This is a genomic window from Nocardioides campestrisoli, from assembly GCF_013624435.2.
GTDB lineage: Bacteria > Actinomycetota > Actinomycetes > Propionibacteriales > Nocardioidaceae > Nocardioides > Nocardioides campestrisoli.
On record NZ_CP061768.1, the window covers coordinates 2296252 to 2322079 of the forward strand.

At 72.2% G+C, this 25828-nt stretch carries 21 protein-coding genes; 4 read left to right on the plus strand and 17 right to left on the minus strand.

Annotated features, from left to right (window positions below; translation table 11 throughout):
• Positions 1-2 precede the first annotated feature (2 nt).
• The 6 genes from pdxS to thrS all read right to left on the minus strand — a co-directional run bounded on the left by pdxS (position 3) and on the right by thrS (position 5847).
• Positions 3-914, minus strand: coding sequence for a pyridoxal 5'-phosphate synthase lyase subunit PdxS (gene pdxS / locus H8838_RS10875; RefSeq protein WP_181311154.1), 912 nt, complete (start codon positions 912-914; stop codon positions 3-5).
• 96 nt (positions 915-1010) lie between these two features.
• Complete coding sequence (locus tag H8838_RS10880) at positions 1011-1814, minus strand: spermidine synthase (protein WP_185996491.1); 804 nt, start codon at positions 1812-1814, stop codon at positions 1011-1013.
• Between the two features lie 5 nt (positions 1815-1819).
• Positions 1820-2443: a phosphatidylinositol phosphate synthase gene (gene pgsA / locus H8838_RS10885; protein WP_185996490.1), complete on the minus strand. Its 624-nt coding sequence runs from the start codon at positions 2441-2443 to the stop codon at positions 1820-1822.
• A gap of 12 nt (positions 2444-2455) precedes the next feature.
• Positions 2456-3253, minus strand: a complete 798-nt coding sequence (locus H8838_RS10890) for an inositol monophosphatase family protein (RefSeq protein WP_185996489.1) — start codon at positions 3251-3253, stop codon at positions 2456-2458.
• A gap of 24 nt (positions 3254-3277) precedes the next feature.
• The gene (locus tag H8838_RS10895; RefSeq protein WP_185996488.1) at positions 3278-3823 is read right to left on the minus strand and encodes an HIT family protein; all 546 of its coding nucleotides are present in this window, start codon (positions 3821-3823) and stop codon (positions 3278-3280) included.
• The gene (thrS, locus tag H8838_RS10900; protein ID WP_181311159.1) at positions 3823-5847 is read right to left on the minus strand and encodes a threonine--tRNA ligase; all 2025 of its coding nucleotides are present in this window, start codon (positions 5845-5847) and stop codon (positions 3823-3825) included. Before thrS ends, H8838_RS10895 begins: the two co-directional genes overlap by 1 nt.
• 121 nt (positions 5848-5968) lie before the next feature.
• Here thrS and H8838_RS10905 point away from each other — a divergent pair, with 121 nt between their 5' ends.
• Positions 5969-7129: an AI-2E family transporter gene (locus H8838_RS10905; RefSeq protein WP_181311160.1), complete on the plus strand. Its 1161-nt coding sequence runs from the start codon at positions 5969-5971 to the stop codon at positions 7127-7129.
• A gap of 28 nt (positions 7130-7157) precedes the next feature.
• Here the strand turns inward: H8838_RS10905 and H8838_RS10910 are convergent, their stop codons facing one another.
• From H8838_RS10910 to H8838_RS10920, 3 genes are read right to left on the minus strand one after another with little or no spacing between them, the layout of a single operon-like run.
• Complete coding sequence (locus tag H8838_RS10910) at positions 7158-7946, minus strand: hypothetical protein (RefSeq protein ID WP_185996487.1); 789 nt, start codon at positions 7944-7946, stop codon at positions 7158-7160.
• Positions 7883-10078: a DEAD/DEAH box helicase gene (locus H8838_RS10915; RefSeq protein WP_224766069.1), complete on the minus strand. Its 2196-nt coding sequence runs from the start codon at positions 10076-10078 to the stop codon at positions 7883-7885. The genes H8838_RS10910 and H8838_RS10915 overlap by 64 nt, the downstream gene beginning before the upstream one ends.
• A 12-nt stretch (positions 10079-10090) precedes the next feature.
• Positions 10091-10537 (minus strand): MarR family winged helix-turn-helix transcriptional regulator, encoded by a 447-nt coding sequence (locus H8838_RS10920; RefSeq protein ID WP_181311161.1) that lies wholly within the window; start codon positions 10535-10537, stop codon positions 10091-10093.
• 64 nt (positions 10538-10601) lie between these two features.
• On the opposite strand from H8838_RS10920, the gene H8838_RS10925 reads away from it, so the two are divergent.
• The gene (locus H8838_RS10925; RefSeq protein ID WP_219924129.1) at positions 10602-12143 is read left to right on the plus strand and encodes an MFS transporter; all 1542 of its coding nucleotides are present in this window, start codon (positions 10602-10604) and stop codon (positions 12141-12143) included.
• A 97-nt stretch (positions 12144-12240) separates the two neighbouring features.
• Here the strand turns inward: H8838_RS10925 and H8838_RS10930 are convergent, their stop codons facing one another.
• Complete coding sequence (locus tag H8838_RS10930) at positions 12241-13401, minus strand: acyl-CoA dehydrogenase family protein (RefSeq protein WP_181311162.1); 1161 nt, start codon at positions 13399-13401, stop codon at positions 12241-12243.
• On the minus strand, positions 13398-15017 hold the full coding sequence (locus tag H8838_RS10935) for a succinic semialdehyde dehydrogenase (RefSeq protein ID WP_185996486.1): 1620 nt from the start codon (positions 15015-15017) through the stop codon (positions 13398-13400). The genes H8838_RS10930 and H8838_RS10935 overlap by 4 nt, the downstream gene beginning before the upstream one ends.
• Positions 15018-15254: 237 nt before the next feature.
• Between H8838_RS10935 and H8838_RS10940 the strand changes: the two genes are divergently transcribed.
• On the plus strand, positions 15255-16460 hold the full coding sequence (locus H8838_RS10940; RefSeq protein ID WP_181311164.1) for an oxygenase MpaB family protein: 1206 nt from the start codon (positions 15255-15257) through the stop codon (positions 16458-16460).
• A gap of 69 nt (positions 16461-16529) precedes the next feature.
• Here the strand turns inward: H8838_RS10940 and H8838_RS10945 are convergent, their stop codons facing one another.
• Entirely contained in the window at positions 16530-17702 is a 1173-nt protein-coding gene (locus H8838_RS10945; RefSeq protein WP_181311165.1) for a TetR/AcrR family transcriptional regulator, read from the minus strand.
• 268 nt (positions 17703-17970) lie between these two features.
• On the opposite strand from H8838_RS10945, the gene H8838_RS10950 reads away from it, so the two are divergent.
• On the plus strand, positions 17971-19506 hold the full coding sequence (locus tag H8838_RS10950) for a long-chain-fatty-acid--CoA ligase (protein ID WP_263458207.1): 1536 nt from the start codon (positions 17971-17973) through the stop codon (positions 19504-19506).
• Here H8838_RS10950 and ctaD read toward each other — a convergent pair.
• From ctaD to H8838_RS10975, 5 genes are all read right to left on the minus strand, one after another.
• Positions 19503-21374, minus strand: a complete 1872-nt coding sequence (gene ctaD, locus H8838_RS10955) for an aa3-type cytochrome oxidase subunit I (protein ID WP_185996523.1) — start codon at positions 21372-21374, stop codon at positions 19503-19505. The genes H8838_RS10950 and ctaD overlap by 4 nt on opposite strands.
• Positions 21375-21477: 103 nt before the next feature.
• The gene (locus H8838_RS10960) at positions 21478-22182 is read right to left on the minus strand and encodes a GAF and ANTAR domain-containing protein (RefSeq protein ID WP_181311167.1); all 705 of its coding nucleotides are present in this window, start codon (positions 22180-22182) and stop codon (positions 21478-21480) included.
• 178 nt (positions 22183-22360) lie between these two features.
• On the minus strand, positions 22361-23095 hold the full coding sequence (locus H8838_RS10965; protein WP_185996484.1) for an ABC transporter ATP-binding protein: 735 nt from the start codon (positions 23093-23095) through the stop codon (positions 22361-22363).
• Positions 23092-23856: an ABC transporter ATP-binding protein gene (locus H8838_RS10970; protein WP_181311169.1), complete on the minus strand. Its 765-nt coding sequence runs from the start codon at positions 23854-23856 to the stop codon at positions 23092-23094. Before H8838_RS10970 ends, H8838_RS10965 begins: the two co-directional genes overlap by 4 nt.
• Positions 23846-25828, minus strand: coding sequence for an ABC transporter permease (locus H8838_RS10975; RefSeq protein ID WP_185996483.1), 1983 nt, complete (start codon positions 25826-25828; stop codon positions 23846-23848). The genes H8838_RS10970 and H8838_RS10975 overlap by 11 nt, the downstream gene beginning before the upstream one ends.

The window sequence follows — 25828 nt, forward strand, 5'->3', positions numbered from 1 at the left end:
GCTCACCAGCCGCGCTCGGAGAGCCGGTGCGGCTGGGCCACCTCGTCGACGTTGAGGCCGACCATCGCCTCACCCAGCCCGTGAGAGACCCTGGCGACCACGTCCGGGTCGTCGAAGAAGGTGGTCGCCTCGACGATCGCCGCAGCGCGCCGCGCGGGGTCACCGGACTTGAAGATGCCGGAGCCCACGAAGACCCCCTCGGCCCCCAGCTGTCGCAGCATCGCGGCGTCGGCGGGGGTGGCGATGCCGCCGGCGGTGAAGAGCACCACAGGCAGTCGCCCGGCCTCGGCGACCTCCCGGACCAGCTCGTACGGCGCCTGCAGCTCCTTGGCCGCGACGTAGAGCTCGTCGGGCGACAGGCCGTGCAACCGACGCAGCTCGGCGCGGAGCGTACGCATGTGGGTGACCGCGTTGGAGACGTCGCCGGTGCCCGCCTCGCCCTTGGACCGGATCATCGCCGCGCCCTCGGCGATCCGGCGCAGGGCCTCCCCCAGGTTGGTCGCACCGCAGACGAAGGGCACGGTGAAGGCCCACTTGTCGATGTGGTGGGCATAGTCGGCCGGGGAGAGCACCTCGGACTCGTCGATGTAGTCCACCTCGAGGCTCTGCAGCACCTGCGCCTCGGCGAAGTGGCCGATCCGGGCCTTGGCCATCACCGGGATCGAGACCGCCTGCTTGATCCCCTCGATCATGTCGGGGTCGCTCATCCGCGAGACCCCGCCCTGGGCGCGGATGTCCGCGGGGACCCGCTCCAGCGCCATCACGGCCACCGCGCCCGCGTCCTCGGCGATCCTGGCCTGCTCGGGGGTGACCACGTCCATGATCACGCCCCCCTTGAGCATCTCGGCCATGCCGCGCTTCACGCGCGTGGTGCCGGTGGTGCTCGCAGTCGTCGCCGTGGCGTTCTCAGTCATACCAGGACACTAGGGGCCGCCCGGGTCAGGCGGTGGCCTCGTCCGTCGACCGGATGCTCGCGTCCGACAGCAGGCCCACGCGCCTGACTGCGCCCGCTAGGACGCGGTCGGCCGCGGTGAGGGCTCGGTGTCGGCATCGGTGAACGCCCGGCCGCCGCCGAAGGTGTCGCCGACGTGGCGACCGGCCACCACCGCGAAGTCGCTGGGACGGGTCCGGAGGTGGGCCGTCACCCGGTCCACCGGTCCCGGGTCCTCCCCCGCGACCACCAGGATGTTCCCCGCGCGGCGCCCCCGCCGGGTCGCCTGCTCCAGGTGGACCGAGGCGGCACCGAACGTGGTGTGGAGCCCGGCGAGCACCCGTCGGATCCACGGGAAGGGAGCCCGGTCAACCAGGTTGAGCAGCAGCAGCCCACCCGGCTCCAGAACGCGTCCTGCCTCCGTGAAGCACTCCGAGGTGACCAGGTCCCCGGGCACCCGGCCGTCGGCGAAGGCGTCCACCAGGACCACCTCGACGCTGTCGTCCCGGAGCGCCGCCAGGCCGGTACGCCCGTCCTGGGGCCGCACCTTGATCCCGCTGCGCGGGGGCAGTGGCAGCTGGGAGCGGACGAGTGCGGTCAGCTCCTCGTCCGGCTCCAGCACGACCTGCGGGGAGCGAGGACGGGTGGCGGCCACGTAGCGGGGCAGGGTGAGCCCCGCCCCACCGACGTGGACGACCCGGACCGGGCGTCCCGGTGGGGCGAACCCGTCGAGCACGTCGCCGAGCCGGCGGACGTAGTCGAAGGCGAGGAACTCCGGGTCGTCCAGGTCCACGTAGGACTGCGCCTGGCCGTCCAGGCGCAGCACGAGCGCCGAGCGCCGCTCGGTCGGGACGATCTCGGCACCGCCGTGGGGGTCGCCCACCGTGGTCAGCCCGGGGCGTCGGTCGCGGCGAGCGCCTGGCGGCGGACGCTGAAGATTCGCTGCAGGACGGTCACGGTGCTCAGCGCGCCGAGCAGCGCCAGCCCCCAGGCGAAGACCAGCGGCTCGCCGGCGATCTCGGCCACGACCGCCGAGAGGCCGAGCAGCACCAGCCGGTCGGCGCGCTCCATGATGCCGACCCGCGCGGTGAACCCCACGGACTCGGCGCGCGCCCGGGCGTAGGAGGTCGAGACGCCGGTGACCAGGCACCACAGCGCCATCGCCTGGCCGAAGAGGGAGTCGCCCGGCCCCGCGAAGTAGAGCATCACCGAGCCGAAGACCACCGCGTCCGCGATCCGGTCCAGCGTGGAGTCGAGGAAGGCACCGAAGGCGCTGGTGCGCCCGCTGAGCCGGGCCATCGTCCCGTCGAGCAGGTCGAAGAGGGCGAAGACGGTGACCAGCACCAGCGCCGTCATCAGCTGCCCGCGCGGGGCGAACCAGAGCGCGGAGACACAGGTGAGCACGGTCCCGATGACGGTGATCGCGTCGGGGCCCAGGCCCAGGCGCAGCAGCAGACGGGCGATGGGCGCGATGAGGATCTTCGTGATGAGACCCCGGAGATGTTCGAGCATGGCGTGGGCAGGCTATCGGTCTTCGAGCGCGGCGCAGACCTCGGCCACGGCCGTCGGCGCGCCCGCGACGTACCACTCCACCCCGGCGACGCTCAGCCGGACCGTCCGGCCTCCCACCCCGCGGATGATCGCTGCCCCGGGCAGCTCGTCCCAGGGCGGCACCGAGTGCTGGCACAGCACGTGCAGCCGGCCCGAGGCGATCGCCATCGCGTCCATCGTGCCCGACCCCAGCATCCGCACCGTGGCGGCACCGTTGGCCATCCGCCCGAACGCCTCCCCCACCGGACCGCCGTAGAACGGCGGGTGCAGGTAGGTGGTCAGGCACGACTCGGCCAGCGGACGGTCCACCAGCGGGGCCATCGGGCGGCCGTTCACCGCCGGAGCCAGGTCCGGACCACCGACGTACGTGGAGGACGAGGCCTCGTGGTGCACGGCGCCGAGCAGCAGCCGGTCGCCGTCGCCGGCCCGCTCACGCAGGGCCAGGGCGGAACACCACCAGTCCAGCCCGGCCGCGAAGTTGTAGGTGCCGTCGACCGGGTCGATCACCCAGGTGCGACCGCTGGTGCCGACGTGGTCGGCACCCTCCTCCCCCAGGATCGAGTCGTCGGGGCGCAGTCGGCGCAGGGAGCGCACGATGAGCTCCTCGGCCGCCCGGTCCGCTGCGGTGACCACGTCGGAGACCGACGTCTTGGTCTCCACTGCCAGCCCCTCGGCGCGCATCCGGGCGGCGAGCTCGGCGGCCTCGCGCACCAGGCGGGAGGCCAGGGCGGCGTCGTCGGTCCCTGCGGCGGTCCCTGCGACCTGGCTCATGCGTCGTGGCTCATGCGTCCGGGCTCACGCGTCCCAGGCGCCGGCGAGCAGCTCCCGGGTGTCCGTCAGCAGCTGGGGCAGCGTCTTGGTGTGGCCGATGATCGGCATGAAGTTGGCGTCGCCGACCCACCGGGGCACCACGTGCTGGTGCAGGTGGGCGGCGATCCCGGCACCCCCGGCGGTGCCCTGGTTCATCCCGATGTTGAACCCCTCGGCGCGCGAGACCCGACGCAGCGTCCGCATCGCCTCCTTGGTCAGCCGGCCGATCTCGACCGCCTCCTCGTCGGTGGTCTCGGTCCAGTCGGCGATGTGCCGGTAGGGGCAGACCATCAGGTGGCCCGACGAGTACGGGTAGAGGTTGAGCACCACGTACGCCGTCTCGCCGCGGTGCACCACCAGCCCGTCCGGGTCCTCGAGCCCCGGCACCCGGCAGAACGGGCACTCCTGGCTCGACGGGTCGGTCGGCTTGTTCTCGCCGCGGATGTAGGCCATCCGGTAGGGCGTCCAGAGCCGTTCGAGCTCGTCGGGCCGACCGATCCCGTCCTGGTGGGCGCTCCGGGCCGGGGCCATCAGACCTGCTCGCGGCTCGTCACGGCACTGGCCACCCGCTCGATGGCCTCCTCGAGCGGCACGCCGTTGTCCTGGCGGCCGTCGCGGTAGCGGAACGAGACCGCTCCGGCCTCCACGTCCTGGTCGCCGGCGATGATCATGAACGGCACCTTCTGCAGCTGCGCGTTGCGGATCTTCTTCTGCATCCGGTCGTCGGAGTCGTCGACCTCGACGCGCAGGCCCAGCGTCTTCATCCGCTTCGCCACCTCGAAGAGGTAGTCGTTGTGCCGCTCGGCGATCGGGATCGCCTGGACCTGCACGGGCGCGAGCCAGGGCGGGAAGGCGCCCGCGTAGTGCTCGACCAGGACGCCGAGGAAACGCTCGATCGAGCCGAACTTGGCCGAGTGGATCATCACCGGCTGCTGGCGGGAGCCGTCGGCGGCGACGTACTCGAGGTTGAACCGGTCCGCGGAGGGCTGGTTGAAGTCGTACTGGACGGTGCCCATCTGCCAGGTCCGGCCGATCGCGTCGCGCGCCTGCACGGAGATCTTCGGGCCGTAGTAGGCCGCGCCGCCCGGGTCCGGCACCAGCTCGAGCCCGGTCCGGGTCGCGACGTCCTGGAGCACCTGGGTGGCGGTCTCCCAGTCCTCGTCGGAGCCGATGAACTTGTCCTTGGCCGCGTCCCGGGTGGAGAGCTCGAGGTAGAAGTCGTCGAGGCCGAAGTCGCGCAGCACGCTGAGCATGAAGTCAAGCAGGTGGGCGACCTCGTCGGGCGCCTGCTCGGGAGTGCAGTAGGAGTGCGAGTCGTCCTGGGCGAAGCCGCGGACGCGGGTCAGTCCGTGCACCACGCCCGACTTCTCGTAGCGGTAGACGCTGCCGAACTCGAAGAGCCGCAGCGGCAGGTCCCGGTAGGAGCGCTGCCGGGAGCGGTAGATGAGGTTGTGCATCGGGCAGTTCATCGCCTTGAGGCGGTAGTCCATGCCGTCGACGTCGAGGGCGGGGAACATCCCCTCGCCGTAGTACGGCAGGTGCCCGGAGGTGTGGAAGAGCCCTTCCTTGGCGATGTGCGGCGTCCCGACGTAGTCGAAGCCCTCCTCGATGTGCCGCTGCCGGACGTAGTCCTCCATCGCCCGCTTGATCACGCCGCCCTTGGGGTGGAAGACCGGCAGTCCGGACCCGATCTCGTCGGGGAAGCTGAACAGGTCGAGCTCGCGCCCGAGCTTGCGGTGGTCGCGCCGCTCGGCCTCCTCGATCCGGTGCAGGTGCTCCTCGAGGGCCTCCTTGGACTCCCACGCGGTGCCGTAGATCCGCTGGAGCTGCTTGTTCTTCTCGTCGCCGCGCCAGTACGCCGCCGCGGTGCGCATCAGCTTGAACGCCGGGATCCGCTTGGTGGTGGGCAGGTGCGGGCCGCGGCACAGGTCGGACCAGGCCACGTCGCCGTTGCGGCGCACGTTGTCGTAGATGGTCAGCTCGCCGGCGCCGACCTCGACCGCGGCGCCCTCGACCGCCTCGCTGGTCGAGCCCGTCGAGGCTCCGCCGCCCTTGAGCCCGATCAGCTCGATCTTGTAGGGCTCGTCCTGGAGCTCGTCGATCGCCTCGGCGTCGGTGGTGACCCGGCGCTCGAAGCGCTGGCCCTCCTTGATGATCTTCCGCATCGCGGTCTCGATCTTGGCCAGGTCCTCGGGCACGAACGGGGTCTCGACGTCGAAGTCGTAGTAGAACCCGTTCTCCACCGGCGGGCCGATGCCGAGCTTGGCCTCGGGGAAGAGCTGCTGGACGGCCTGGGCCATCACGTGCGCGGTCGAGTGCCGCAGGATGTCGCGGCCGTCGGCGCTGTCGATGACCACCGACTCCACGACGTCGCCGTCGGCCAGCTCGTAGGAGAGGTCCTTGAGCGCGCTGTCCTCGTCGGCCGAGCCGGTCGAGACCCGCGCGGCGATCACCGCCGGGTCGTCGGCGAAGAGCTCCCAGGCCTTGGTGCCCGTGGCGGTGGTCCGCTCCTCGCGCTCACCGGCGTGGCTGCGGACGACCTTGATCTCGGGCACGGCTGACTCCTGCTTGTCGCGTTGGCTGGTGTGCGGATGACACTCCCTGCCGATGCTATCCGCCCCGTATGGTCGTCGGTGCACGTGCAGTCGCCGCACTGCCCCGGGAGGAGCCCTGCCGATGGAGCAACCCGACATCCCGCCGCCCGACTCCCCCACGCCACCGGCGGCAGCAGCGCCACCACCACCGCAGCCGCCGGGCCGTGCTCGGGACGTGGTCCCGCGGGCCCTGGTGGTGCTGGTCGGGCTCGCGGCGGCCTTCCTGGTGATCTCCGGCATGCGCAGTGCCTCGGGCCTGATCGGCTCTGCGTTCCTGGCGCTGGTCCTCACCATCGCCGTGCACCCGCTCCGGGTCCGGCTCGAGCGGTGGATGCCGAGCTGGGTCTCGGCCACGCTCTGCGTCCTGCTGGTCACCGGGCTGGTGCTGGGGCTCGCCTTCGCCCTGGTGGTCGCGACCGCAAGGTTCGCGGGCCTGCTCCCCCGCTACCGCGACGAGTTCCACGATCTCCTCCGCTCGGGCGAGGCCGCGCTGCACCGGCTGGGTGTCTCCGGCGACCAGTTCGACCGGCTCCTGGACGGTCTCGACCTGGGCAAGGTCGCGGGGCTGGTCACCGACGCGCTGTCCGGCGCCCTCTCCGGTGCCTACGGCGTGGTGACGAGCGTGATCTTCATGCTGACCCTGGTGCTGTTCATGGTCCTGGACGGACGCTCGTTCCCCGGCCACCTGGCCGTGGTCCGCCGGTCCCGGCCCGACCTCGCGGACGCCCTCACCGGATTCGCCTCCGGAACCCGTCAGTACCTGCTGGTCTCGACCGTCTTCGGGTTCGTCGTGGCCGCCCTGGACACGGTCGCGCTGGAGCTGATGGGGATCCCGGCGCCCCTGGTGTGGGGGCTGCTGGCCTTCCTGACCAACTACATCCCCAACATCGGCTTCGTGATCGGGCTGGTGCCGCCCGCGGTGCTCGGCCTGCTCGAGGGCGGTCCGTGGCTGATGGTCGCCGTGGTGGTGGTCTACTCGGTGCTCAACTTCGTGATCCAGTCGGTGATCCAGCCCAAGATCGTGGGCGACACGGTCGGGCTCTCGGCGACCCTGACCTTCCTCTCGGTGCTGTTCTGGTCCTGGGTGGTCGGGCCGCTGGGGGCGATCCTGGCCGTGCCGCTCTCGCTCCTGGCCCGTTCCGTCCTGGTGGACGCCGACCCCGCCAGCCGGTGGCTGGTTCCCCTCATCTCCGGGAGCCCGGCGCCGGAGCCGGCGCGGCCGCCCGACGCCGAGGCCACCTGAGGACCGGCCGGGCGGCGACGTGGCCGGCTCACAGCCAGTGCAGTCGCAGCACGGTGCTGACAGCGAAGGGGTCGGCGCCCCGTTGCGCGGCGAGCACGCCCGCTCCCTCCGGGCTCGCGGCGGCAACCAGCGCTCCGCCGCCGACCCAGCGCCGCCAGGCGGCCAGGTAGTGCTCCGCTCGGCCGCGGTTCACGCCCAGGACGCTCGGCACGGGGTGCCAGACCTCGCCGGCCGGACGGAGCGCACGCAGCGCCCGCCGCGCGTCGTCCCCGGTGCGGACCCGGAGCCCCCGCGGCAACGCCGTGGCCGGGTCGAGGGTGTAGCGCGAGACCAGGTAGCGCGGCGCCGAGACCGGCCCGAGCGCCTCGTCCAGCGCCGTCGCGAACAGCTGTGCCTCGGCCTGGGACGCTTCCAGCCGGCACCGGTGCTCGCCTCCCAGGTGGACCTCGACCACGACCCCCTCGGCGCCCACGCCGACCAGGTCGCAGGACCGCAGTGCCTCGGCCACTGCGGTCGCGACCTGCACCGGCGTCGGGCCGGACGCCGCGGCAGCGACGGTCTCGGAGACCCATCGGGCGAGCGCACGCCGGTACGGAGCCCGCAGCGTGGGGACCGCGACGAGACCCGCCAGTCCGGCCACCACCCCGGCTGCTGCCGGCCAGCCGACCGCCGGGGCAGCGGCAGCAGACGCGGCACCTGCCGTCACGGACGCCACGAGCACGGCGCGGGCCCGCCGGTCGTCGTCCGGCGGGGTCAGGGTCGGTCCGAGGACGGCCCCCTCGCGCTCGAGGGTGAGCGGGGAACGTTCCGCGACCACCCGGAGCACTCCGGCCCCGTCTGGGTCCGTCCCTGCCCCGCCCCGGCAGCGTCACGGGTCAGGACGCGCAGCGTCGGTGCGACCTCGTCCCGGTACGGGGTGCCGATCCGCCAGCGGGTGCGGATCTCGTCGCGCTCGGCGGCCCGGGCGCGCATCCGGCGGTTGATCTCCTCGAACAGCTGCTCGGGAGGCGGGGCGTACGGCGAGAAGGTCGGGTCGATGTGCGAGACGCCGTCCACGACGTCGCCGTCGTCGTCCACGCCGTGGAAGCCCTCGTGCTTGCGCACCAGCCGGGCCCAGTCGTTCCCGCCGCGCGGGTGCGCCTCGCTGACGCAGGCCACGGACCAGTTGACCGCCACCTTCTCCGGCCAGGACGGGTCGGTGCGCAGCGCCCGGCCCCGGGTCTGGACCACCGCGGTGAGCGTGGTCGCCGTGGTCAGGTCGACCAGCCCGCTGATCCGGCGGGCATCCCAGCCCTCGCCCAGCAGACCTCGGGTGCCGACGAGCACCTGGGTGTGTCCGGCCTCGAAGAACTCGGTGACCGGCGCGACCCAGGTCCGCGACGTCCAGGGGCCTTCGAGCCGTGCCACCGGACCGTTGCCCTCGACCTGCAGCCGCGCCGCCAGGCCGGGGTCGCGGCGCCCCACCCAGTCGACCAGCGCCAGCAGGGTCAGCGGCGCGCCGGCCACGGTCCGGCCGGTGACCAGCAACGGGGACAGCGGCTCGGTCCTGGCGTCGGTCACCAGGGTCTCCAGGGCGGCGTACGCCGATCCCGACTGCACGTCGATCACTCCCTGCAACCCGGTCGGCAGGGTCGAGGACGCCTGCTCGTGGTCGCACAGCACGAGCAGCCGGGCGCGCTCCCCCAGCAGGTCGTGCTCGGCGGCGACGATGTCCGCGGCCGCGAGGGTCTTGGCGTGGGACCGGGCCAGCACCCGGTCCACCGGGGTCCGGCCGCGGCGCACGCCGCGCTTGGTCAGGACGTAGCCCACCGACGGGAGCGCCGCCCGGACCCGGTCCAGCACCTCGGCGTCCCGCGGGTCCGGGCTCGGCACCAGGTGGGCCAGCGCCCAGTCGTCCAGCAGCGCGACCCAGTCGTCGGCGTCCGGCTCGCGCCGGTGCTTCTCGGCCAGCCGCGCCCCCTCCGGCAGCGCCAGCAGACCGTGGTGGCACAGCCGCAGGGCGGCGTCGCTCAGGGCAGGCTCGGCGGCCGCGAGCGCGGCCCAGCTGAGCTGCCCGGGGACCGGCTCGACGAACCGCAGCCGCATCCACTCCAGGAACGGCACCGAGCCGAAGGTCGGGTCGCTCAGGAAGGCGACGAGCTCTCGCCACCTGGTGGCCTCCTCGTCCAGCCACTCGACCTCGGACGGCGTGGGGGTGGTGAGCCACGCGAGCTCGGCGAACGGGGCGAGGTGCCCCTCGCGGACCACCGCGGGGACGCCCGCCCGGAACACCACGCCGCCGAAGAGCTCCTCGACCAGCTCCTGCTGCTCGCCGGTGAGGGCGTCGGGCGGGGTGGCGGTGAGTCCGAGCACCTGCGCGCCGGCGACCTCGCGCAGGATCTCGCCGAGCAGGCGCCCCCACGCGTCGAGCAGGTGGTGGCACTCGTCGAGCACCAGGAGCAGCCCGGGGCTGGCGCGCAGCCGCTCGACCAGGGCCGCGCCGTTCGGGTGCAGCCGCCCGATCACCGAGCCTGCCTCGTCCGGGTCGTCGGCCACCTCGGCGTCGGCGTCGAAGACCGCCAGCGCCTGGTAGGTCAGGCACGCGACCTGCGCGTCCAGGTCACGCGAGGTGCTCGCGCTCAGGCCGTGCTCGCGCGCACCGCGGACCCACTGGGCCTGGATCGCGGTGTTCGGCGAGAGCACCACCGCGTGGGTGATGCTCCCCTCGGCGTACGCCTCGGCGACGGTCTCCAGGCCGACGCGGGTCTTGCCCGCACCCGGCGGGAGGACGACCCAGGCGCGACGCCGACCCTCCTGCCGGCTCTGCGCCAGGGCGTCCAGCGCCCGGGCCTGGTGGGTCCGCAGCGGTGGGCGCGAGGCGTCTCCGTCAGGGCGGGGCGGCACGGTCTCCGCGGGGTCCTGCGGAGACGGCGGACTGGTGGCGGGCACGGCGATTCGAGGGTCGGGCACGGACGACGGGGGTCAGGAACGGTTGAGCCGGCCGGCGAGGTCGAGCAGCGCCGGGGTCGCCCGGACGACCTCGCGGAGCAGCTCGTCGGGCACCTGCCGCAGGCGCCTGGTCCAGTACGCGTGGAGGTTGGCGACGCTCTCCTCGGCCAGCTCGGTGGGCACCAGCGCCACCGACCGGGCGTTGCCGGCGACCTCTTCCCGGACCACCAGGCCGCCCGCGACGAGCGTCCGGATCGCGGCGCTCACGTTGCTGCGCTGCAGCCCCGTCGCCTCGGCGACCTGACTCGGGCTCGATCGCGGACGCCGGTGGATCTCGCGGATCACCGCGACCTCCGTGCCGGTGAGCGGGACGACGTCGCGCAGTTCCGGGTTGCGGCTGTCGAACCCGTGCGCCAGGTCGAGCAGCACGTCTGCGAGCTCGACCAGGTCGGCGTTGGTCGGTGGCGACGTCGTCGGCATGCTCCCACCCTACCCAGATGTTATAGTTGTGAAATCATAATCGTTACTGAAAGGGATTCACTTCGTGGCAGTCACCGCTCCGGGCACCGTGTCCGGACCCGACACCTCCCGTCCCCCCGGCCGGCCAGGACTGACGCTCGTCGCCGTCTGCTTCGGCCTCTTCATGGTCGGTCTCGACTCCACCGTCGTGCACATCGCCAACCCGGCGATCCAGGCCGATCTCGGCGCCACCTTCGGTGAGCTGCAGTGGATCATCAACTCCTACCTCCTCGCCCTGGCGGTCTTCCTGATCCCGTGCGGCAAGCTCGGCGACCGGTTCGGCCGCAAGCGGCTCTACCTGCTCGGCGTCGCCCTGTTCGCCGTGGCCAGCGTCGCGATCGGCCTGGCCGGCAGCACCGAGGGCGTCCTGGTCTTCCGGGCACTCCAGGGACTCAGCGCCGCGATGCTGATGCCGCAGACCATCGCCCTGCTGCGCGCCACCTTCCCCCGCGAGAAGTTCGGCATGGCCGTGGGCGTGTGGGGTGGGGTCTCGTCGGTCGCGATCGCCGGCGGCCCGCTGGTCAGCGGCCTGCTGGTGGACAGCATCGGCTGGGAGTGGGTCTTCTACATCAACGCGCCGATCGCCCTGATCGGCCTCGTCTTCGGCGCCCTGGTGATCCGGGAGACCCCGAAGGTGGTCGAGGGACGCCTCGACCTGGCCGGCGTGCTGCTCCTGGCCCTGGTGCTCTTCGGCGTCGTCTTCGCCGTGGTCCAGGCGCAGGTCTGGGGCTGGGGCAGTGCCGCGACGATCGGCATCTTCGCGGCCTCGCTCGTGCTGCTCGCGCTCTTCATCCGCGTCGAGTCGCGCGTCGAGTTCCCCCTGCTCCCGTTGGGGATGTTCCGCTCGGCGGGCGTCAGCGTGGGGGGCCTGGTCTTCGTGGCGAACTTCTTCGCGATGCTCGGTGTCACGTTCCTGATCACCCTCTTCCTGCTCAACACCCTGGGGAACTCCACCACCCGGGCGGGCATCCTGATGCTGCCGCTCAGCGCCGTCGCGATCCCGGCCGCCCCGATGGGCGCCCTGCTGACCGCCAGGTTCGGACCCCGCCGGGTGGCCGCGCTCGGCCTCGGGCTGATGGCGGTCGGCCTGCTGCTCCTCACCCGCGTCGACGTCGACACGTCGTACTGGTCGATGGCGGTCCCGTTCGTCCTGGTCGCGCTCGGCTCCGGCTTCGCCATCCCCTCCGGCGCGGACCTGATCGTGGGCGGCGCCCCGGTGCACCTCGCCGGTGTGGCCAGCGGCTTCCAGACGACCTGCATCCAGGTGGGCGGCGCGGTCGGCACCGCGGTGCTCTCGGCCATCATCGCGGCCAAGGTCGCACCTGCCGTGCTCGCCTCGGGCCTGCCCGAGGGTGCCCAGGAGGCTGCGGCCGCCGGGGTCACCTTCGACGGGCTGCCCGAGGTCAGCTCCGCCTTCGTCGGCGGACTCCACGTCGGACTCGTGGTGGCAGGAGTGCTCTGCGCGGTCGTGGCCGCCCTGGTGATGACCGTGGTCCGCGAGCCCCGGCACCACGACGTCGCCACCGTGCTCGAGGAGACGGTCGAGGGCTCGGCCGGCCACCTCTGACCCGTGCACCACTGACCCCGGCACGACGTGCCGGGGTCAGTGCGTCTCAGAGGCCTCCTGCTTCCAGAGTCCTCGGGCTTTCAGAGTCCTGGTGCGTTCAGAGGCCGAGGTCGCGCCCCACGATCTCCTTCATGATCTCCGTGGTGCCCCCGTAGATCGTGGAGATCCGGGAGTCCAGGTAGTCGTGCGCGATCCGGTACTCCAGCATGTAGCCGTAGCCGCCGTGCAGCTGGACGCAGCGCTGCACCACGTCGACGTACTGCTCGGTGCACCAGAACTTGGCCGCCGCGGCGTCGGCCGCGCTGAGCTCTCCGCGGGTGTGCCGCTCCAGCAGTCCGTCGACGTAGCCCCGGGAGACCCGGACGCCGGTGACCATCTCCGCGAGCTCGAACCGGGTGTTCTGGAACTTGCCGATCGGCTTGCCGAACGCCGTGCGCTCCTTGACGTAGGCCAGCGTGCGCTCCAGCACCCCCTCGGCCGAGGCGACCGCGTTGGCGGCGATCGCGATCCGCTCCTGGGGCAGGTTGCGCATCAGCCCGGCGAACCCCGTGCCCTCCTCCCCCAGCAGGTTGGCCACCGGGACCCGTACGTCGGAGAAGAACAGCTCGCTGGTGTCCTGGGCGTGCAGACCGACCTTCTCCAGGTTGCGCCCGCGCGAGAAGCCCGGCCGGTCGGCCTCGATCACGAGCAGGCTGATCCCGTGGTGCGGGTGGGGGCCGGTGCGGACGGCGGTGGCCACGAGGTCGGCGTTCTGCCCGTTGGAGATGAAGACCTTGCTGCCGTTGACGACGTACTCGTCGCCCTCCCGCACCGCCGAGGTGGTGATCCCGGACAGGTCGCTGCCGGTGCCGGGCTCGGTCATCGCCACCGCCACGACCAGCTCGCCGGCCGCGATGCCCGGCAGCCAGCGCGCCTTCTGCTCGTCGTCGGTCAGGTCGGTGAAGTACGGGATGACGATGTCGCTGGAGAGGCCGACGCAGGCCATCCCGTCGGAGACGGGGTGGCGGGCGAGCTCCTCGCCGATGACCGCGTTGAACCGGAAGTCGGTCGTCCCGCCGCCGCCGTACTCCTCGGGGATGTTGAACCCGAGCAGGCCGGCGGAGGCGGCCTCGGTGAAGAGCCAGCGGTCGACCTTCCCCTCGGCGCGCCAGCGCTCGGCGTTCGGCTCCGCGTGCTTCGCCACGAACGCACGCACGGTCTCGCGCAGGTACTCGTGGTCCGCGTCGTAGAGGGACCGCGGTCCCACCACGCCGCTCATCGCAGCCTCAGCCGGCGCATCAGCGCCAGCTGCCGGTTGGTCTGGTGCACGAAGGCCTCCACCGGCTTGCCGGGTGGCGGCCCCAACGGCATGAGGCGCTGACGCGCCACGGTCTGGGCGTCGGTGAACCGGCGGATCCCCTCGGCGCCGTGGCGCCGGCCCAGCCCGCTCTCCCCCATGCCGCCCATGCCGGCCTCGACGCTGCCCGCGGCCGCGGCGGCGCCGTCGTTGATGTTGACCGCGCCGGCGCGCAGGGAGACCGCGAGCCGCTCGGCGCTCCCGACGTCGCGGGACCAGACCGAGGCGGAGAGCCCGTAGGTCCCCTGGTTGGACAGCGCCACGGCGTCCGCGTCGCTCGCGAACGGGTAGAGGGAGACGACCGGACCGAAGGTCTCCTCGGAGAAGATCCTCATCGCGGAGGTGACGCCCTCCAGGACCGTGGGCTCGAAGAAGAGCGGTCCCAGATCGGGGCGTGCCTGACCTCCCGTGAGCACCCTGGCTCCCTGCGCGACGGCGTCCTCGACGTGGGCAGTGACCCGCTCCAGCTGGTCGAGGGAGGTGAGGGACCCGACGTCGACGGAGTAGTCGTACGCGCTGCCCAGCCGCAGCTCCTCGGTCGCCCGGACCAGGGCGTCGCGGAACTCGTCGTACACGTCCTCGTGGGCGTAGACGCGCTCGACGTGGATGCACATCTGCCCGGTGTTGGCGAAGGCGGCGGTCGCGGCGCCGTGCGCGGCGGCCGCCAGGTCGGCGTCGCGCCGCACGACCAGCGGGTTCTTCCCACCCAGCTCGAGCGAGGCCCCGACCAGCCGGCCAGCGGCGCGTCGGGCCACCTCGCGGCCGGTCGCGGTGGAGCCGGTGAACGCCACGTAGTCGACCGCGTCGACCAGCGCCGGGCCGGTGACCTCACCGACGCCGGTGACCACCTGCCACACGTCGGCCGGCAGGCCGGCGCGGTCCATCAGCGCGCGGGTCCACAGCAGCGTCAACGGAGTCTGGGCGTCGGCCTTGGAGACCACCGCGTTCCCGGCGAGCAGCGCCGGCAGCACGTCGCCCACGCCCAGGTAGAGCGGGTAGTTCCACGGCGAGATGATGCCCACCACCCCCTTGGGGACCCGGACCTCCTTGACCACCGTCGCCCCGGGCACCATGCCCCGGAGCCGGGCGGGCTTGAGGTAGTGCTCGGCGCGCCGGCCGTAGTGGCGGGCCAGCGCGACGACCTGGCCGACCTCCTGCCACGCGTGGAACCGGGCCTTGCCGGTCTCCCACTGGATCAGGTCGAGCACCTGCTCCTGCGCCTCGAGCAGCAGGTCGTGGAAGGCGAGCACCAGCCGGGCGCGCTCGCCGACGGCGACGCCCGCCCAGTCCCGCTGGGCGACCCGTGCCCGGGCCACCGCGGCGGCCACGTCGGGTGCGGAGCACTGCGGGACCGAGGCGGTCGGCTCCAGGGTGAACGGGGCGGACGCCGTCTGCAGGGGCACCTCGTCCGCCTCGGTCTCGCGGCGCACCCAGCCGCTCCACTCGCGGAGGACGTCGGCGTCCACCCAGGGCGGCCGGGCGGCCCGCGCGGGCGGGCTCACGCTCTGACGCGGAGGCGGGGTGAGCTCGGTGGTCATGGACGGCTCCTGAGGTCGTCGAGAGGCCGTGACGCACGTCACGATCTGTTGGGACGCTAGGTCCTGGCCTCCCGCAAGTCAATGACTTCTCCACCCCCTTGCCAAGGGCGTCTCCACGCTCCTATGTTAATGAGAATTCACATCACTCGTGGATGCCCGAGTGGGAGTCCGTACGGCGGCGCACCGCCGGCCGCACTGCCTTCCGAGGCGTCCGGCCCCTCGGAAGGCGGACCACCTATGACCACCGTGAGCAGACGCAACGTGCTGAGTCTCGGCGCCGCGCTCGGACTGACCACAGCCCTGAACCCCGCCACGCAGGCCTGGTCCTGGGCTCCTTCGCAGTCGATCGCCGGCAGCGGGACGGGGGTCGATCCGCAGTGGGTCTGGGACCCCGAGATCGACCAGATCATGGCCGACCTGATCACCAGCGGGAAGACCGCCTCGACCAACACCGCGCTGCGCCGCTGGGTCGACAACGGCCAGACGGTCCCCCGCGAGCTGCCGTCCGACCTGCGCGACTGGCTGGAGCGCAAGACCCGCCTGCCCGACTGGGCCGACCGCAACCTCCTGCTGCGCTCCGGTGACGTCAACCGCAAGCTGGACACCCACTTCCTCATCCTCTACGGCGTCGGCGGCGGCATCATGAGCACCGTCATCCCGCGGGAGGCGAAGTCGGTCTACTGGTCCAAGGGCGGGGCCGACATGCAGGACCGGGCCGCGAAGACGTTCACCTTCGGCTACGACATGGCCGAGCTGCGAGGCTACGAGCCCGAGGGCCAGTTCCTGGTGACCGCCAACAAGACCCGGATCGTGCACGCCGCCGTCCGGCACCTCCTCCCCCAGTCCCCGCACTGGCGCGCGGTCGCCGACGAGACGATCCCGATCAGCAACCACGACATCCTGGTCACCTTCCACTCCACCGGCACGTTCGCCCACATGAAGCTCAAGGAGTGGGGGTTCCTGCGGAACAAGGACGACGACTACGCCTTCCTCCACTCCTGGCAGGTCGCGCTGAGCCAGCTCGGCGTCCGCGACGAGTACATCCCGTCGTCGTGGGCCGCGGCCGAGGCGCAGTCCGCGCAGATCCTCACCCCCATCCTCGCCCCCACCCAGGAGGGCCGGAACCTCGCCGAGCAGCTGCTGGGCCTGACCGCCCAGATCGACTTCGGCGTGACCCGCGGCGTCCTCAACGAGTTCGTCCGGTTCCTGCTCGGCGACCAGGTCGGCGACTGGCTCGGCCTGCGGCGCGACTACGCGGCGGCCGCGTTCATCAGGACGGCGTGGCCGATCTACATGGCGTTCCGGCGCGGCACCATCCCGATCCTCCCGGTCACCTACTACGCGTTCGACCAGTTCGTCCGGGCGTTCGCCATGTTCTTCCTCAACCGCGGCCAGGACACCAAGACGACGCCGATCGAGATCCCGGACATGAACCGGCCCTGACAGGATCGAGCCGGGCGCGCGCCCACCTGACTCCGGCCTGACGCCGGGCCACCCGAGACCTGGCCGGCGTCAGGCCGGTACGCCGAGGGCACCCAGCAGCAGGGCCGTCACCCCGTCCCGGTGCTCCCCGGTGTCCTGCCAGTGCAGGCCGCGGCCGGCCTCGACCACCACCCCGAACCCCGCGTGCACCAGGGTCCGGGTCTGGCGCGCGTCCAGCTCGGGGCGCACCTGCCCCAGCCAGCGTTCCCAGACCGCGACGTGCTCGCGCTGCGCCAGCGTCACCGGCCGCTGCAGCTCGGGCGGCAGCCCGACGATCTCCGCCTCGGCGACGCTGATCAGCTCGGTGTTCTCGAAGCTGTAGGCCACGAAGGCGGCCGCCAGTGCGGCCACCGAGTCCCGCGGACCGCGTACGCCTTGCAGCGCCTGCCCGACGGCCTGCTCGAGCAGCCCCGCGGTCTGCAGACAGGCCGCGGCGAGGATGTCGGCCTTGACCGGGTAGTGCCGGTAGATCGCCGACGGGCTCAGCCCCACGGCCCTCGCGATCTGGCCCATGCTCACCTGCGGGAAGCCGCGCTCGGCGAACAGCGGGATCGCCGCCTGCAGGATCTCGGCGCGCCGGCTGGCGGGCTCGGGCCTGCTCGGCAGGTGCACCAGCGAGCCGGAGGCGGGTGCCGCTCCCGGTTCCGCCTCCGCCACTCCCAGCGCGGCGGCGACGAGCAGGTCCTCGGCGCGCTGACGGGCGATCGGCGTGCGGTGCAACGTGATCGAGCCGATGGCGCCGAGCGCCGCCGCGGCCCGCAGCCTGGGCTGCGTCCCGCCCAGCTCACGCTCGACGGCGTCGGTGACGCCGTCCACCACGGCGGCGAACTTGCCCCTCAGCTCGCCGCGGTCCTCCGCCTCGAGGTAGCGGGCCTCCCACCGGTAGACCCCACCCGAGGCCCGGTGGTCCAGCGTCTCCTCCGCCAGGGCACGGAGCAGACCGGGCAGCCCGACCGCGTCGGACTGCTCCTCCAGGACGCGGAGCAGCCGGTCGACCATCAGGTTGGCGCACTCGACGAAGAGGGCGTACTTGTTCGGGAAGTGCCGGTAGAGCGCCGCGGCGGTGATGCCCACCTCGGCGGCGACCTCCTCCATCGAGGCGCCGTGGTAGCCGCGGGCACTGAAGACCGGGCCGGCGGCGTCGACGATCAGCTGTCGGCGGTTGCGCGGACGACGGCGCGCGGTCACCTCGTCGACCGTCATCGGTGCCCCCCGTGTCTGTGCCCTCGCGGCTCCTCGCGTCCTGCTGTCCGCGTCAGGGGCAAGTCAACCATGCCGCCGACCAGCCCACGTCCCCACCGTCTCAGTGAATCCGCGTTCACAAGAATGTGAATTCCGGTTAACTTCCAGCATTCCCCTGAGGCCCGGTCCTGGGCATACTGACGCTCATCCACGTCCTCGAGAGCTCCTGGAGCCCACCATGCAGACCGCAGCAGCCCACCCCCCTGCCTGGACCTTCCGGCACCACTGGATGGCTCAGGCAGCCACGCACGCGGCCATGAGGCCCGACAAGCCGGCGCTGCGGTACCGGGGCGAGACGACCACCTGGGCCCAGCTCTCGGAGCGGTCGCTGCGCGGTGCGGCGGCCCTGGCCGCCCGTGGCGTGGCCGAGGGCGACCGGGTGGCGCTGCTCACCCTGAACCACCCGTGGTTCGTCGAGGCGGTCTTCGCCGCCAACAGCCTGGGCGCGATGGCGGTGCCGCTCAACTTCCGCCTGGCGGCCCCCGAGCTCGACTACATCCTCCGCGACAGCGCGCCGGCGGCGGTCTTCGTCGACGCGCCGCTGCTGCCGCTGCTCCGGGCCGCCGGCGCCTCGGCGGCGATCAGCACCGTGGTGGTGATCGGCGAGGCCGACCTGCAGGACGAGCCCGAGCACGTGGTGGGCTACGAGGAGTTCCTGGCGGCGCAGGAGCCGATGGAGCTGCCCGACGTCAGCGAGGAGTCCACCGCGCTGGTCATGTACACCTCCGGCACGACCGGACGACCCAAGGGCGCGATGCTCTCCCACCGCAACATGCAGGTGCAGGCGCTCACCTGCATCCGGGCGATGGAGATGGTCGACGACTCCGACATCGGGTTCCTGACCGCGCCGTTCTTCCACATCGCCGGCCTCGGGTCGATCGTGGCCAACATCGTGGTGGGCAGCACGGTGGTCATCCACCCGTTGGGGGCCTTCGACCCGGCCGCGGTGCTCGACGCCTACGAGGCCGAGCGGGCCACCGTCGTCTTCAACGTGCCGATGCAGTGGGACCTGATCTGCGCCCAGCCCGACATCGACCGGCGCGACCTCAGGCTGAGGATCATCAGCTGGGGCGCGGCGCCGGCCTCGGACGCGACCCTGCGCGCGATGGCGAAGGCGTTCCCGGACGCCCTCAACGTGGCCGTCTTCGGGCAGACCGAGACCTCCCCGATCACCTGCGTGCTCCGCGGCGACGACTCGCTGCGCAAGCTGGGCTCGGTCGGGCAGCCGATCCCGACCCTGCAGTACCGGGTGGTCGACCACGAGATGAACGACGTCGCACCGGGCGAGGTGGGCGAGATCGTCTATCGCGGCCCGACCGTGATGCGGGGCTACTGGAACATGCCGGCGGAGACCGCGCAGGCCTTCGCGGGCGGCTGGTTCCACTCCGGCGACCTGGTCCGGCAGGACGCCGAGGGCTTCGTCTGGGTGGTCGACCGGCTCAAGGACATGATCATCTCGGGCGGCGAGAACATCTACTGCGTGGAGGTCGAGAACGCCGTGGCCGCCCACCCCGCGGTGCGCGAGGTGGCGGTGATCGGCCGCTCCGACGAACGGTGGGGCCAGGTGCCCGTCGCGGTCGTCTCCACCGCACCAGAGGCCGACTTGTCCCTGGAGGAGCTGGTGGGCTTCCTGGGCGGACGACTCGCCTCGTACAAGATGCCGAAGGACCTGGTGGTGCTCCCCGAGCTGCCGCGCAACGCCGGCGGCAAGATCCTCAAGGGGGCGCTGCGCGCGGATCCCTCTCCTGGAGTCCCGGCCCCCTAGCGTCCCAGCACGGCGATGAGCAGCATCGAGCCGAGCGCGAAGCCGATCGCCACCAGGACGAAGAGGGCCGTGAGGAGCCGCTTCGTGGCGGGCTTGCCGTCGCCGCCCTCGGTCGTCTTCTCGCCACCGCCCTCCATGCCGAGCATCTCGGCCCGCCCCGACTGGTCCGGCGCGTCGACCATCATCGAGTCCGCGTCGCTGCGCTGGCGGGGGTTCTCCTCAAGCTCCTGGACGGCCACCTCGGGGTGGTGGAGGTCGAACGCCGGGGACTCCGAGCGGATCTTCGGCAGGTGGGTGAAGTTGTGCCGCGGCGGCGGGGACGAGGTGGCCCACTCCAGCGAGCGGCCCCAGCCCCACGGGTCGTCCACACCGACCAGCGGCGCGTTGCGGGACTTGTAGACGTTCCACAGGAACGGCAGCGTCGAGGCGGCCAGCAGGAACGCACCGACCGTCGAGACCTGGTTGAGCACGGTGAAGCCGTCCTCGGGCAGGTAGTCGGCGTACCGGCGCGGCATGCCCTCGACACCCAGCCAGTGCTGGACCAGGAACGTGGTGTGGAACCCGACGAAGAGCAGCCAGAAGTGCAGCTTGCCCAGGCGCTCGTCGAGCATCCGACCGGTGAACTTCGGCCACCAGTAGTAGAAGCCGGCGAACATCGCGAACACCACGGTGCCGAAGACCACGTAGTGGAAGTGCGCCACCACGAAGTAGGAGTCGTGGACGTGGAAGTCGAGCGGCGGGCTGGCCAGGATCACGCCGGTCAGCCCCCCGAGCAGGAACGTGGCCAGGAAGCCGAGCGACCAGAGCATCGGGGTGTCGAACGAGAGGGACCCACCCCACATCGTGCCGATCCAGTTGAAGAACTTCACCCCCGTGGGGATCGCGATGATGAACGTCATCCCGGAGAAGAACGGCAGGTCGACCGCCCCGGTGACGAACATGTGGTGCGCCCAGACCGCCACCGAGTAGAGCGCGATGGCGAGTGTGGCACCGACCAGGCCGATGTAGCCGAAGATCGGCTTGCGGCTGAAGACGGGCAGGATCTCGGAGACGATGCCGAAGAACGGCAGCGCGATGATGTAGACCTCCGGATGGCCGAAGAACCAGAACAGGTGCTGCCACAGGATCGGGCCCCCGTGCGACGGGTCGAAGACCTGCGCGTCGACCAGCCGGTCGGCCGCCAGCATCAGCAGTCCCGCGCCGAGCATGGGAAAGGCGAAGAGCACCAGGATCGAGGTGATCAGGGTGTTCCAGACGAAGATCGGCATCCGGAACATGGTCATGCCGGGCGCCCGCATCGTGATGATCGTGGTGATGAAGTTGACCGCGCCGAGGATCGTGCCCAGACCGGCCAGGTAGAGGCCCATCACCCACAGGTCCCCACCCACGCCGGGGCTCCGGACGTCGTCGCTCAGCGGGGTGTACGCCGTCCAGCCGAAGCTGGGCGCGCCCCCGGAGGTGAGGAAACCCGAGGCGGCGATCAGCCCGCCGAAGAGGAACAGCCAGTAGCTGAACATGTTCAGCCGCGGGAACGCGACGTCCGGGGCGCCGATCTGGATCGGCATGATCACGTTGGCGAACCCGAAGAACAACGGGGTCGCGAAGAGCAGCAGCATGATCGTGCCGTGCATCGTGAACAGCTGGTTGTACAGCTCCTCGTTGACCACCTGCTGGCCCGGGAAGGCCAGCTCGGAGCGGATCACCATCGCCATCACGCCGCCCAGGAGGAACCAGGTGAAGGAGGTGACCAGGTACGTCTTCCCGATCACCTTGTGATCGGTGGTGGTCAGCAGCGTCCGCAGGAGTTGTCCCAGACTGCCGGGGCGGGCGACGGGACCTCGAGTGGTCCGGTCGGTCCTGAGTGCCATCGTCACGAGGGGCTCCTCGGGGCGTGGTGCCGGTGGACGCCGAGGCTGGACGTCCCCCATCAGGCTAGGGTGCCGGGTTGCCCCGGTCCAGCCCTCCGGGTCCCTAGTGCTGGGTCCGGTCGTACTTCTCGTTGGTCGACTCCACGATCTCCTGCGCGATGGTGCGCAGCTTGATGTTGCTGGTCTGGGAGGCGCGCGTCAGGAACTGGAAGGCACGGTCCTCGGTCAGCTGGTAGCGCTCGGAGACGATCCCGATCGCCTGCCCGATCACCTTGCGGGTCGCGATCGCCTCGTTGAGCTGGTCCTCCTTGCGCGCACGACCGAGAGCGATGGCCGCGTGCGTGGCGAACAGCTCGGCCATCTCCCGGGACTCGTCGTCGATCGTCTCGGACGCGGTGGAGTAGAGGTTGAGCCCGCCGAGCGTCTCGCTCTCGAGGTAGAGACGGAGCCCGAGCTGGGCGCGGAGTCCCCGCTGGACCGCCCAGGGCATGTACCGGGGCCAGCGCTGGTCGTGCCGAGCGTGCTCGACCACCACCACCGGATCCGACCTGATGGACTCGACGCAGGGCCCCTCGCGGAGCTCGTACTGCTTCTGGTCGAACTCCCAGACCATCTGGTCGGTGCCCGACATGGTCTCGATCCGGCCGTCCCGGTGGGTGATGGAGATCCCGGCGTGGTTGAACGCCGGCAGGGCGAGCACCGCGGACTGCACGATCGTGTCGAGGGTCTCCTCCAGCGAGGTCGGCCGGTGGATGCTCTCGGCGGCGACGGTGAGGGCGCGGGCGATGCTGGGCGACTCGGTGGACATGACTTCTCCTGGCAACGAGGGACAGCCACGGCGCCGGAGGACACGAGAGACTGCGAGCACGGCCTGCGGTCTGAAGCCGTTCCTCATGCTAGCCCCCGCCGAGCAGGAGGCAGGCCCGCATTGCGCACCCCCAGGCGCGAGGCCCGGCGGGTTCTCAGTCCGATGGCCGCACCCGCGCCTACCCGCGGCGGTGCGGCGACGGGTCGCCTCGGTCCTGCGGGCTGCGCCCGAAGTAGGCGTCCTCGATCCGAGGCCGGTCCTCGCGCAGCGCGGCCGCGTCGTCCATCAGGGCGATGCGGCCGTGGTGCAGCACGGCCGCCCGGTCGGCGATCGAGAGGGCGAGGTCCACGTGCTGCTCGACCAGGACCAGGGCCAGGCCGCGCTCGTCGACCTGGCGCCGCAGGATCGGCATCAGCTCACCGGCGGCCCGGGGGGCGAGCCCCAGGCTCAGCTCGTCCACCAGCAGCACCTTGGGCTGCTGGAGCAGCGCCTTGGCCAGCGCCAGCATCTGCTGCTCGCCACCGCTGAGCAGCCCGCACCGGCGCGACCAGAGAGCCCGCAGCCTCGGGAAGTCGGTCAGCACCGACTCCAGGCCGCCCGGATTCCGGGCCAGCCGCAGGTTCTCGGCCACGGTCAGCCGGTGGAAGACGCCGCGGTCGTCGGGCACCAGGGTCACGCCGGCCCGCGCGTTCTCCTCCACGCGCCGGCCCAGCACCCGACCGGAGGCCGTCACCTCCCCCGCCGCGCGCCGCAGCGCGCCGACGATCGCGAGCAGGGTCGTGGACTTGCCCGCGCCGTTGGGCCCGAGCAGCGCGAGCACCGTGCCCGCCTCGACCTCGAACGAGAGGTCCCGCACGGCCAGCAGTCCGTGGTGTCCGGCGCTGAGACCCTGCACCCGCAGCGCGGCGCTCATGCCACGCCGCCGAGGTAGGCCGCGAGCACCGCCGGGTCCTCCCGGACCTGCGCCGGGGTCCCCGCGGCGATGACGACACCGAAGTCCATCACGTAGATCCGGTCGCAGTGCTCCAGCACCAGAGCCATGTCGTGGTCGATCAGCAGCACGCCGCGGCCCGACCCCGCCACCCGCCGTACGTCGTGCCCGAGCTGGCGGCTCTCGTGGGTGTCGAGCCCGGCCGCGGGCTCGTCCAGCAGCACCACCCGGGTGCCGCCCACCACGGCGCGGGCCACGCCGACCAGCTTCTGCTGTCCCAGGGAGAGCTCCGAGGGACGGCGGTCCGCCTCGGCCCCCAGCCCCACCAGGGCGAGCGCCTCGGCCTCCTCGGGCCGACGGCGTCCGCTGCGCCCGGTCAGGTCCTGCAACAGGGTGCGGAGCCCGACGGTGCGGGCCGCGACGGCGACGTTGTCGGCGACGCTGACGTCGTCGAAGAGCTCCCCGGCCTGCCAGGTGCGGCCCAGTCCGGCACGGCGACGACGGTGCGGCGCCCCCGTGAGCCGGCGCCCGGCGAGGGTCACCTCGCCCGTCGACGGCGTGAAGCCGGTGACCGCGTCGACGAAGGTCGTCTTGCCCGCACCGTTGGGTCCGATCAGCCCGACCACCTCTCCCGCGTGCACCCGCAGGCTCACGGCGTCGTTCGCAATCACCCCGCCGTACCGCACGGTGAGCCGCTCGGCTGCGAGCAGCGGCTCGGTGGCGGGCACGTCGTCAGCCGACATGGGCAGGCTCCTTCGCGGACGTCTCGCGGGGTGAGCCCGCACGGGCGCCCCGCAGGTGGGTGGCCGCGGCCCGCACCGACCCGGCGATGCCGGTCGGGTTGGCCACGGCGGTGAGCACGAGCAGCAGGGCGGCGACGACCTGGTAGTACTCGCCGACCTCGAGGGTGTCGTTGAGGAAGGTGTGCACCACGCCCAGCGGCGCGACGAGTCCGGCGACCACCGCGCCGCCGACGCTGGTGACGCCGCCGACGTAGGTCAGGGCCAGGAGCACGAGTCCGGTGAGGACCGAGAAGGACGCCACCGAGAGCTGCCCCCGGCTGTAGCCGATCAGGCAGCCGCCGACACCGGCGAGCAGCGCCGCCAGGGCGAAGCCGAGGAGCTTGGTGCCGGCGACGTCGATCCCGGCCGAGGCGGCCGCCCGCTCGTTGGACCGCACCGCCAGGAAGGCGCGTCCGGTGGCGCCCCGCATCACCAGCACGAGCGCCACGGTGAGCACGGTGACCACGGCCAGCGCGAAGAGGGCGAACCTCATGGTGACCAGGGTGGTGCCGTGCCGGATGCCGAGGGAGAGGCCGAAGATCTCGACCTCGGCGATCCGGTGTCCCTCGTACGGCATCAGCGCGGGGTTGCCGAAGACGAAGCTCTGCAGCGCGATCGCCGCGGCCAGGGTGACGACCGCCAGCTGGGCGCCGCGGATGCGGAGCGCGGGGATCCCCACCAGGACGCCGGCCAGCGTGGCCGCCGCGACCGCCAGCACCACGTCCAGCGGGAACGGCAGGCCCCACGAGGCGCCCGCCTTGGAGAGCACGAAGCCGGCGGTGCCGGCGAAGGCCATGGTGGCCAGCGAGATCTGGCCGAGGTAGCCGGTGAGCAGCACCAGCGAGAGGGCCAGCAGCGTCATGATGATCGAGCTGATCAGGCCGTAGCGCCAGGTGGCCGAGCTCAGGAGCAGCGCGACGACCACGGCGCCCACGAACAGGCTGCCCGTCACCGGGCGGATCCGCGGGGGCACCACCTCGGGCATGGCCACCTCCCCGGTGGCGCCGCGCGCGGGGATCCGGCCGCCGAGGACGAACAGGGCCACGACGACGACCAGGAACGGGACGGCGTCCCCGACCCCCGCCTGCGCCCAGTCGGGCCACCACGCCTTGGTGCTCAGGTAGAACAGCTCGGTCTGCAGGCAGCCCAGCACCAGCCCGGCCACCGCGGCGGTCATCACCGAGGTGAGGCGACCGACGAGGGCCACCGAGAGCGCTGGGACGACGTAGAAGGCGAAGCTGGTCGGGTCCAGCCCGATCGACGGAGCAGCCAGGACGACCACCAGGCTGGAGGCGGCGCCGGTGAGGGTCCAGACCACGGCGGCCAGGCGGTCCGGGGAGAGACCCGTCAACCGGGCGGCCCGTTCGGACTCGGCCGCGGCCCGGGTCGCCACTCCGAGCGGGGTGAAGCGGAAGTAGGCGGCCAGGGCGGCAGCGACCACGAGCGCGAGCCCGGCGAGCAGGAGGTCGCTGCGGGCCAGGACGGCCCCGCCCACCTCGACCGTGCCGGCCGGCAGCAGCGCGGGGGTGAAGGCGATCGCCGCGGTGTCGAAGCGGATCGCGACCAGGCCCTGGAGCAGGAGCATCAGTCCGATCGAGGCGACCACCTGGGCGAGCACCGGCGCCCGCCGCAGCGGCCGGAAGACCAGCAGGTGGGCCAGCAGGCTCCAGGTCACCCCGGCGACCACCCCGATGGCCACGGCCGGCCAGGCCGCCAGCGCCCCCTCGCCGAGGGAGACGCTGCCGACCGGCAGGACCAGGGTTCCGTCGTGCCGCAGCGCGGCCACCTGCCACACCGCCCACAGCGCGATCGAGCCCTGGGCGAAGTTGATGATCCCGGTGGCGGCGTAGACGCCCACCAGGCTGCTGGCGAGCACCGCGTAGACCGCTCCGGTGGAGAGACCGAGCGCGGCGAACTGGAGGACCTGGTCCAT

What these genes read in the sequence shown, in the direction of transcription:
- H8838_RS10945 (WP_181311165.1), bottom strand. Translation starts at nt 17,702, where the DNA reads ATGACGGTCGACGAGGTGACCGCGCGCCGTCGTCCGCGCAACCGCCGA.
- H8838_RS10975 (WP_185996483.1), bottom strand. Translation starts at nt 25,828, where the DNA reads ATGGACCAGGTCCTCCAGTTCGCCGCGCTCGGTCTCTCCACCGGAGCG.
- H8838_RS10960 (WP_181311167.1), bottom strand. Translation starts at nt 22,182, where the DNA reads ATGTCCACCGAGTCGCCCAGCATCGCCCGCGCCCTCACCGTCGCCGCC.
- H8838_RS10935 (WP_185996486.1), bottom strand. Translation starts at nt 15,017, where the DNA reads ATGACCACCGAGCTCACCCCGCCTCCGCGTCAGAGCGTGAGCCCGCCC.
- H8838_RS10890 (WP_185996489.1), bottom strand. Translation starts at nt 3,253, where the DNA reads ATGAGCCAGGTCGCAGGGACCGCCGCAGGGACCGACGACGCCGCCCTG.
- H8838_RS10930 (WP_181311162.1), bottom strand. Translation starts at nt 13,401, where the DNA reads ATGAGCGGCGTGGTGGGACCGCGGTCCCTCTACGACGCGGACCACGAG.
- pgsA (WP_185996490.1), bottom strand. Translation starts at nt 2,443, where the DNA reads ATGCTCGAACATCTCCGGGGTCTCATCACGAAGATCCTCATCGCGCCC.
- pdxS (WP_181311154.1), bottom strand. Translation starts at nt 914, where the DNA reads ATGACTGAGAACGCCACGGCGACGACTGCGAGCACCACCGGCACCACG.
- ctaD (WP_185996523.1), bottom strand. Translation starts at nt 21,374, where the DNA reads ATGGCACTCAGGACCGACCGGACCACTCGAGGTCCCGTCGCCCGCCCC.
- H8838_RS10950 (WP_263458207.1), top strand. Translation starts at nt 17,971, where the DNA reads ATGGCTCAGGCAGCCACGCACGCGGCCATGAGGCCCGACAAGCCGGCG.
- H8838_RS10895 (WP_185996488.1), bottom strand. Translation starts at nt 3,823, where the DNA reads ATGGCCCCGGCCCGGAGCGCCCACCAGGACGGGATCGGTCGGCCCGAC.
- H8838_RS10905 (WP_181311160.1), top strand. Translation starts at nt 5,969, where the DNA reads ATGGAGCAACCCGACATCCCGCCGCCCGACTCCCCCACGCCACCGGCG.
- H8838_RS10970 (WP_181311169.1), bottom strand. Translation starts at nt 23,856, where the DNA reads ATGTCGGCTGACGACGTGCCCGCCACCGAGCCGCTGCTCGCAGCCGAG.
- H8838_RS10965 (WP_185996484.1), bottom strand. Translation starts at nt 23,095, where the DNA reads ATGAGCGCCGCGCTGCGGGTGCAGGGTCTCAGCGCCGGACACCACGGA.
- H8838_RS10940 (WP_181311164.1), top strand. Translation starts at nt 15,255, where the DNA reads ATGACCACCGTGAGCAGACGCAACGTGCTGAGTCTCGGCGCCGCGCTC.
- H8838_RS10920 (WP_181311161.1), bottom strand. Translation starts at nt 10,537, where the DNA reads ATGCCGACGACGTCGCCACCGACCAACGCCGACCTGGTCGAGCTCGCA.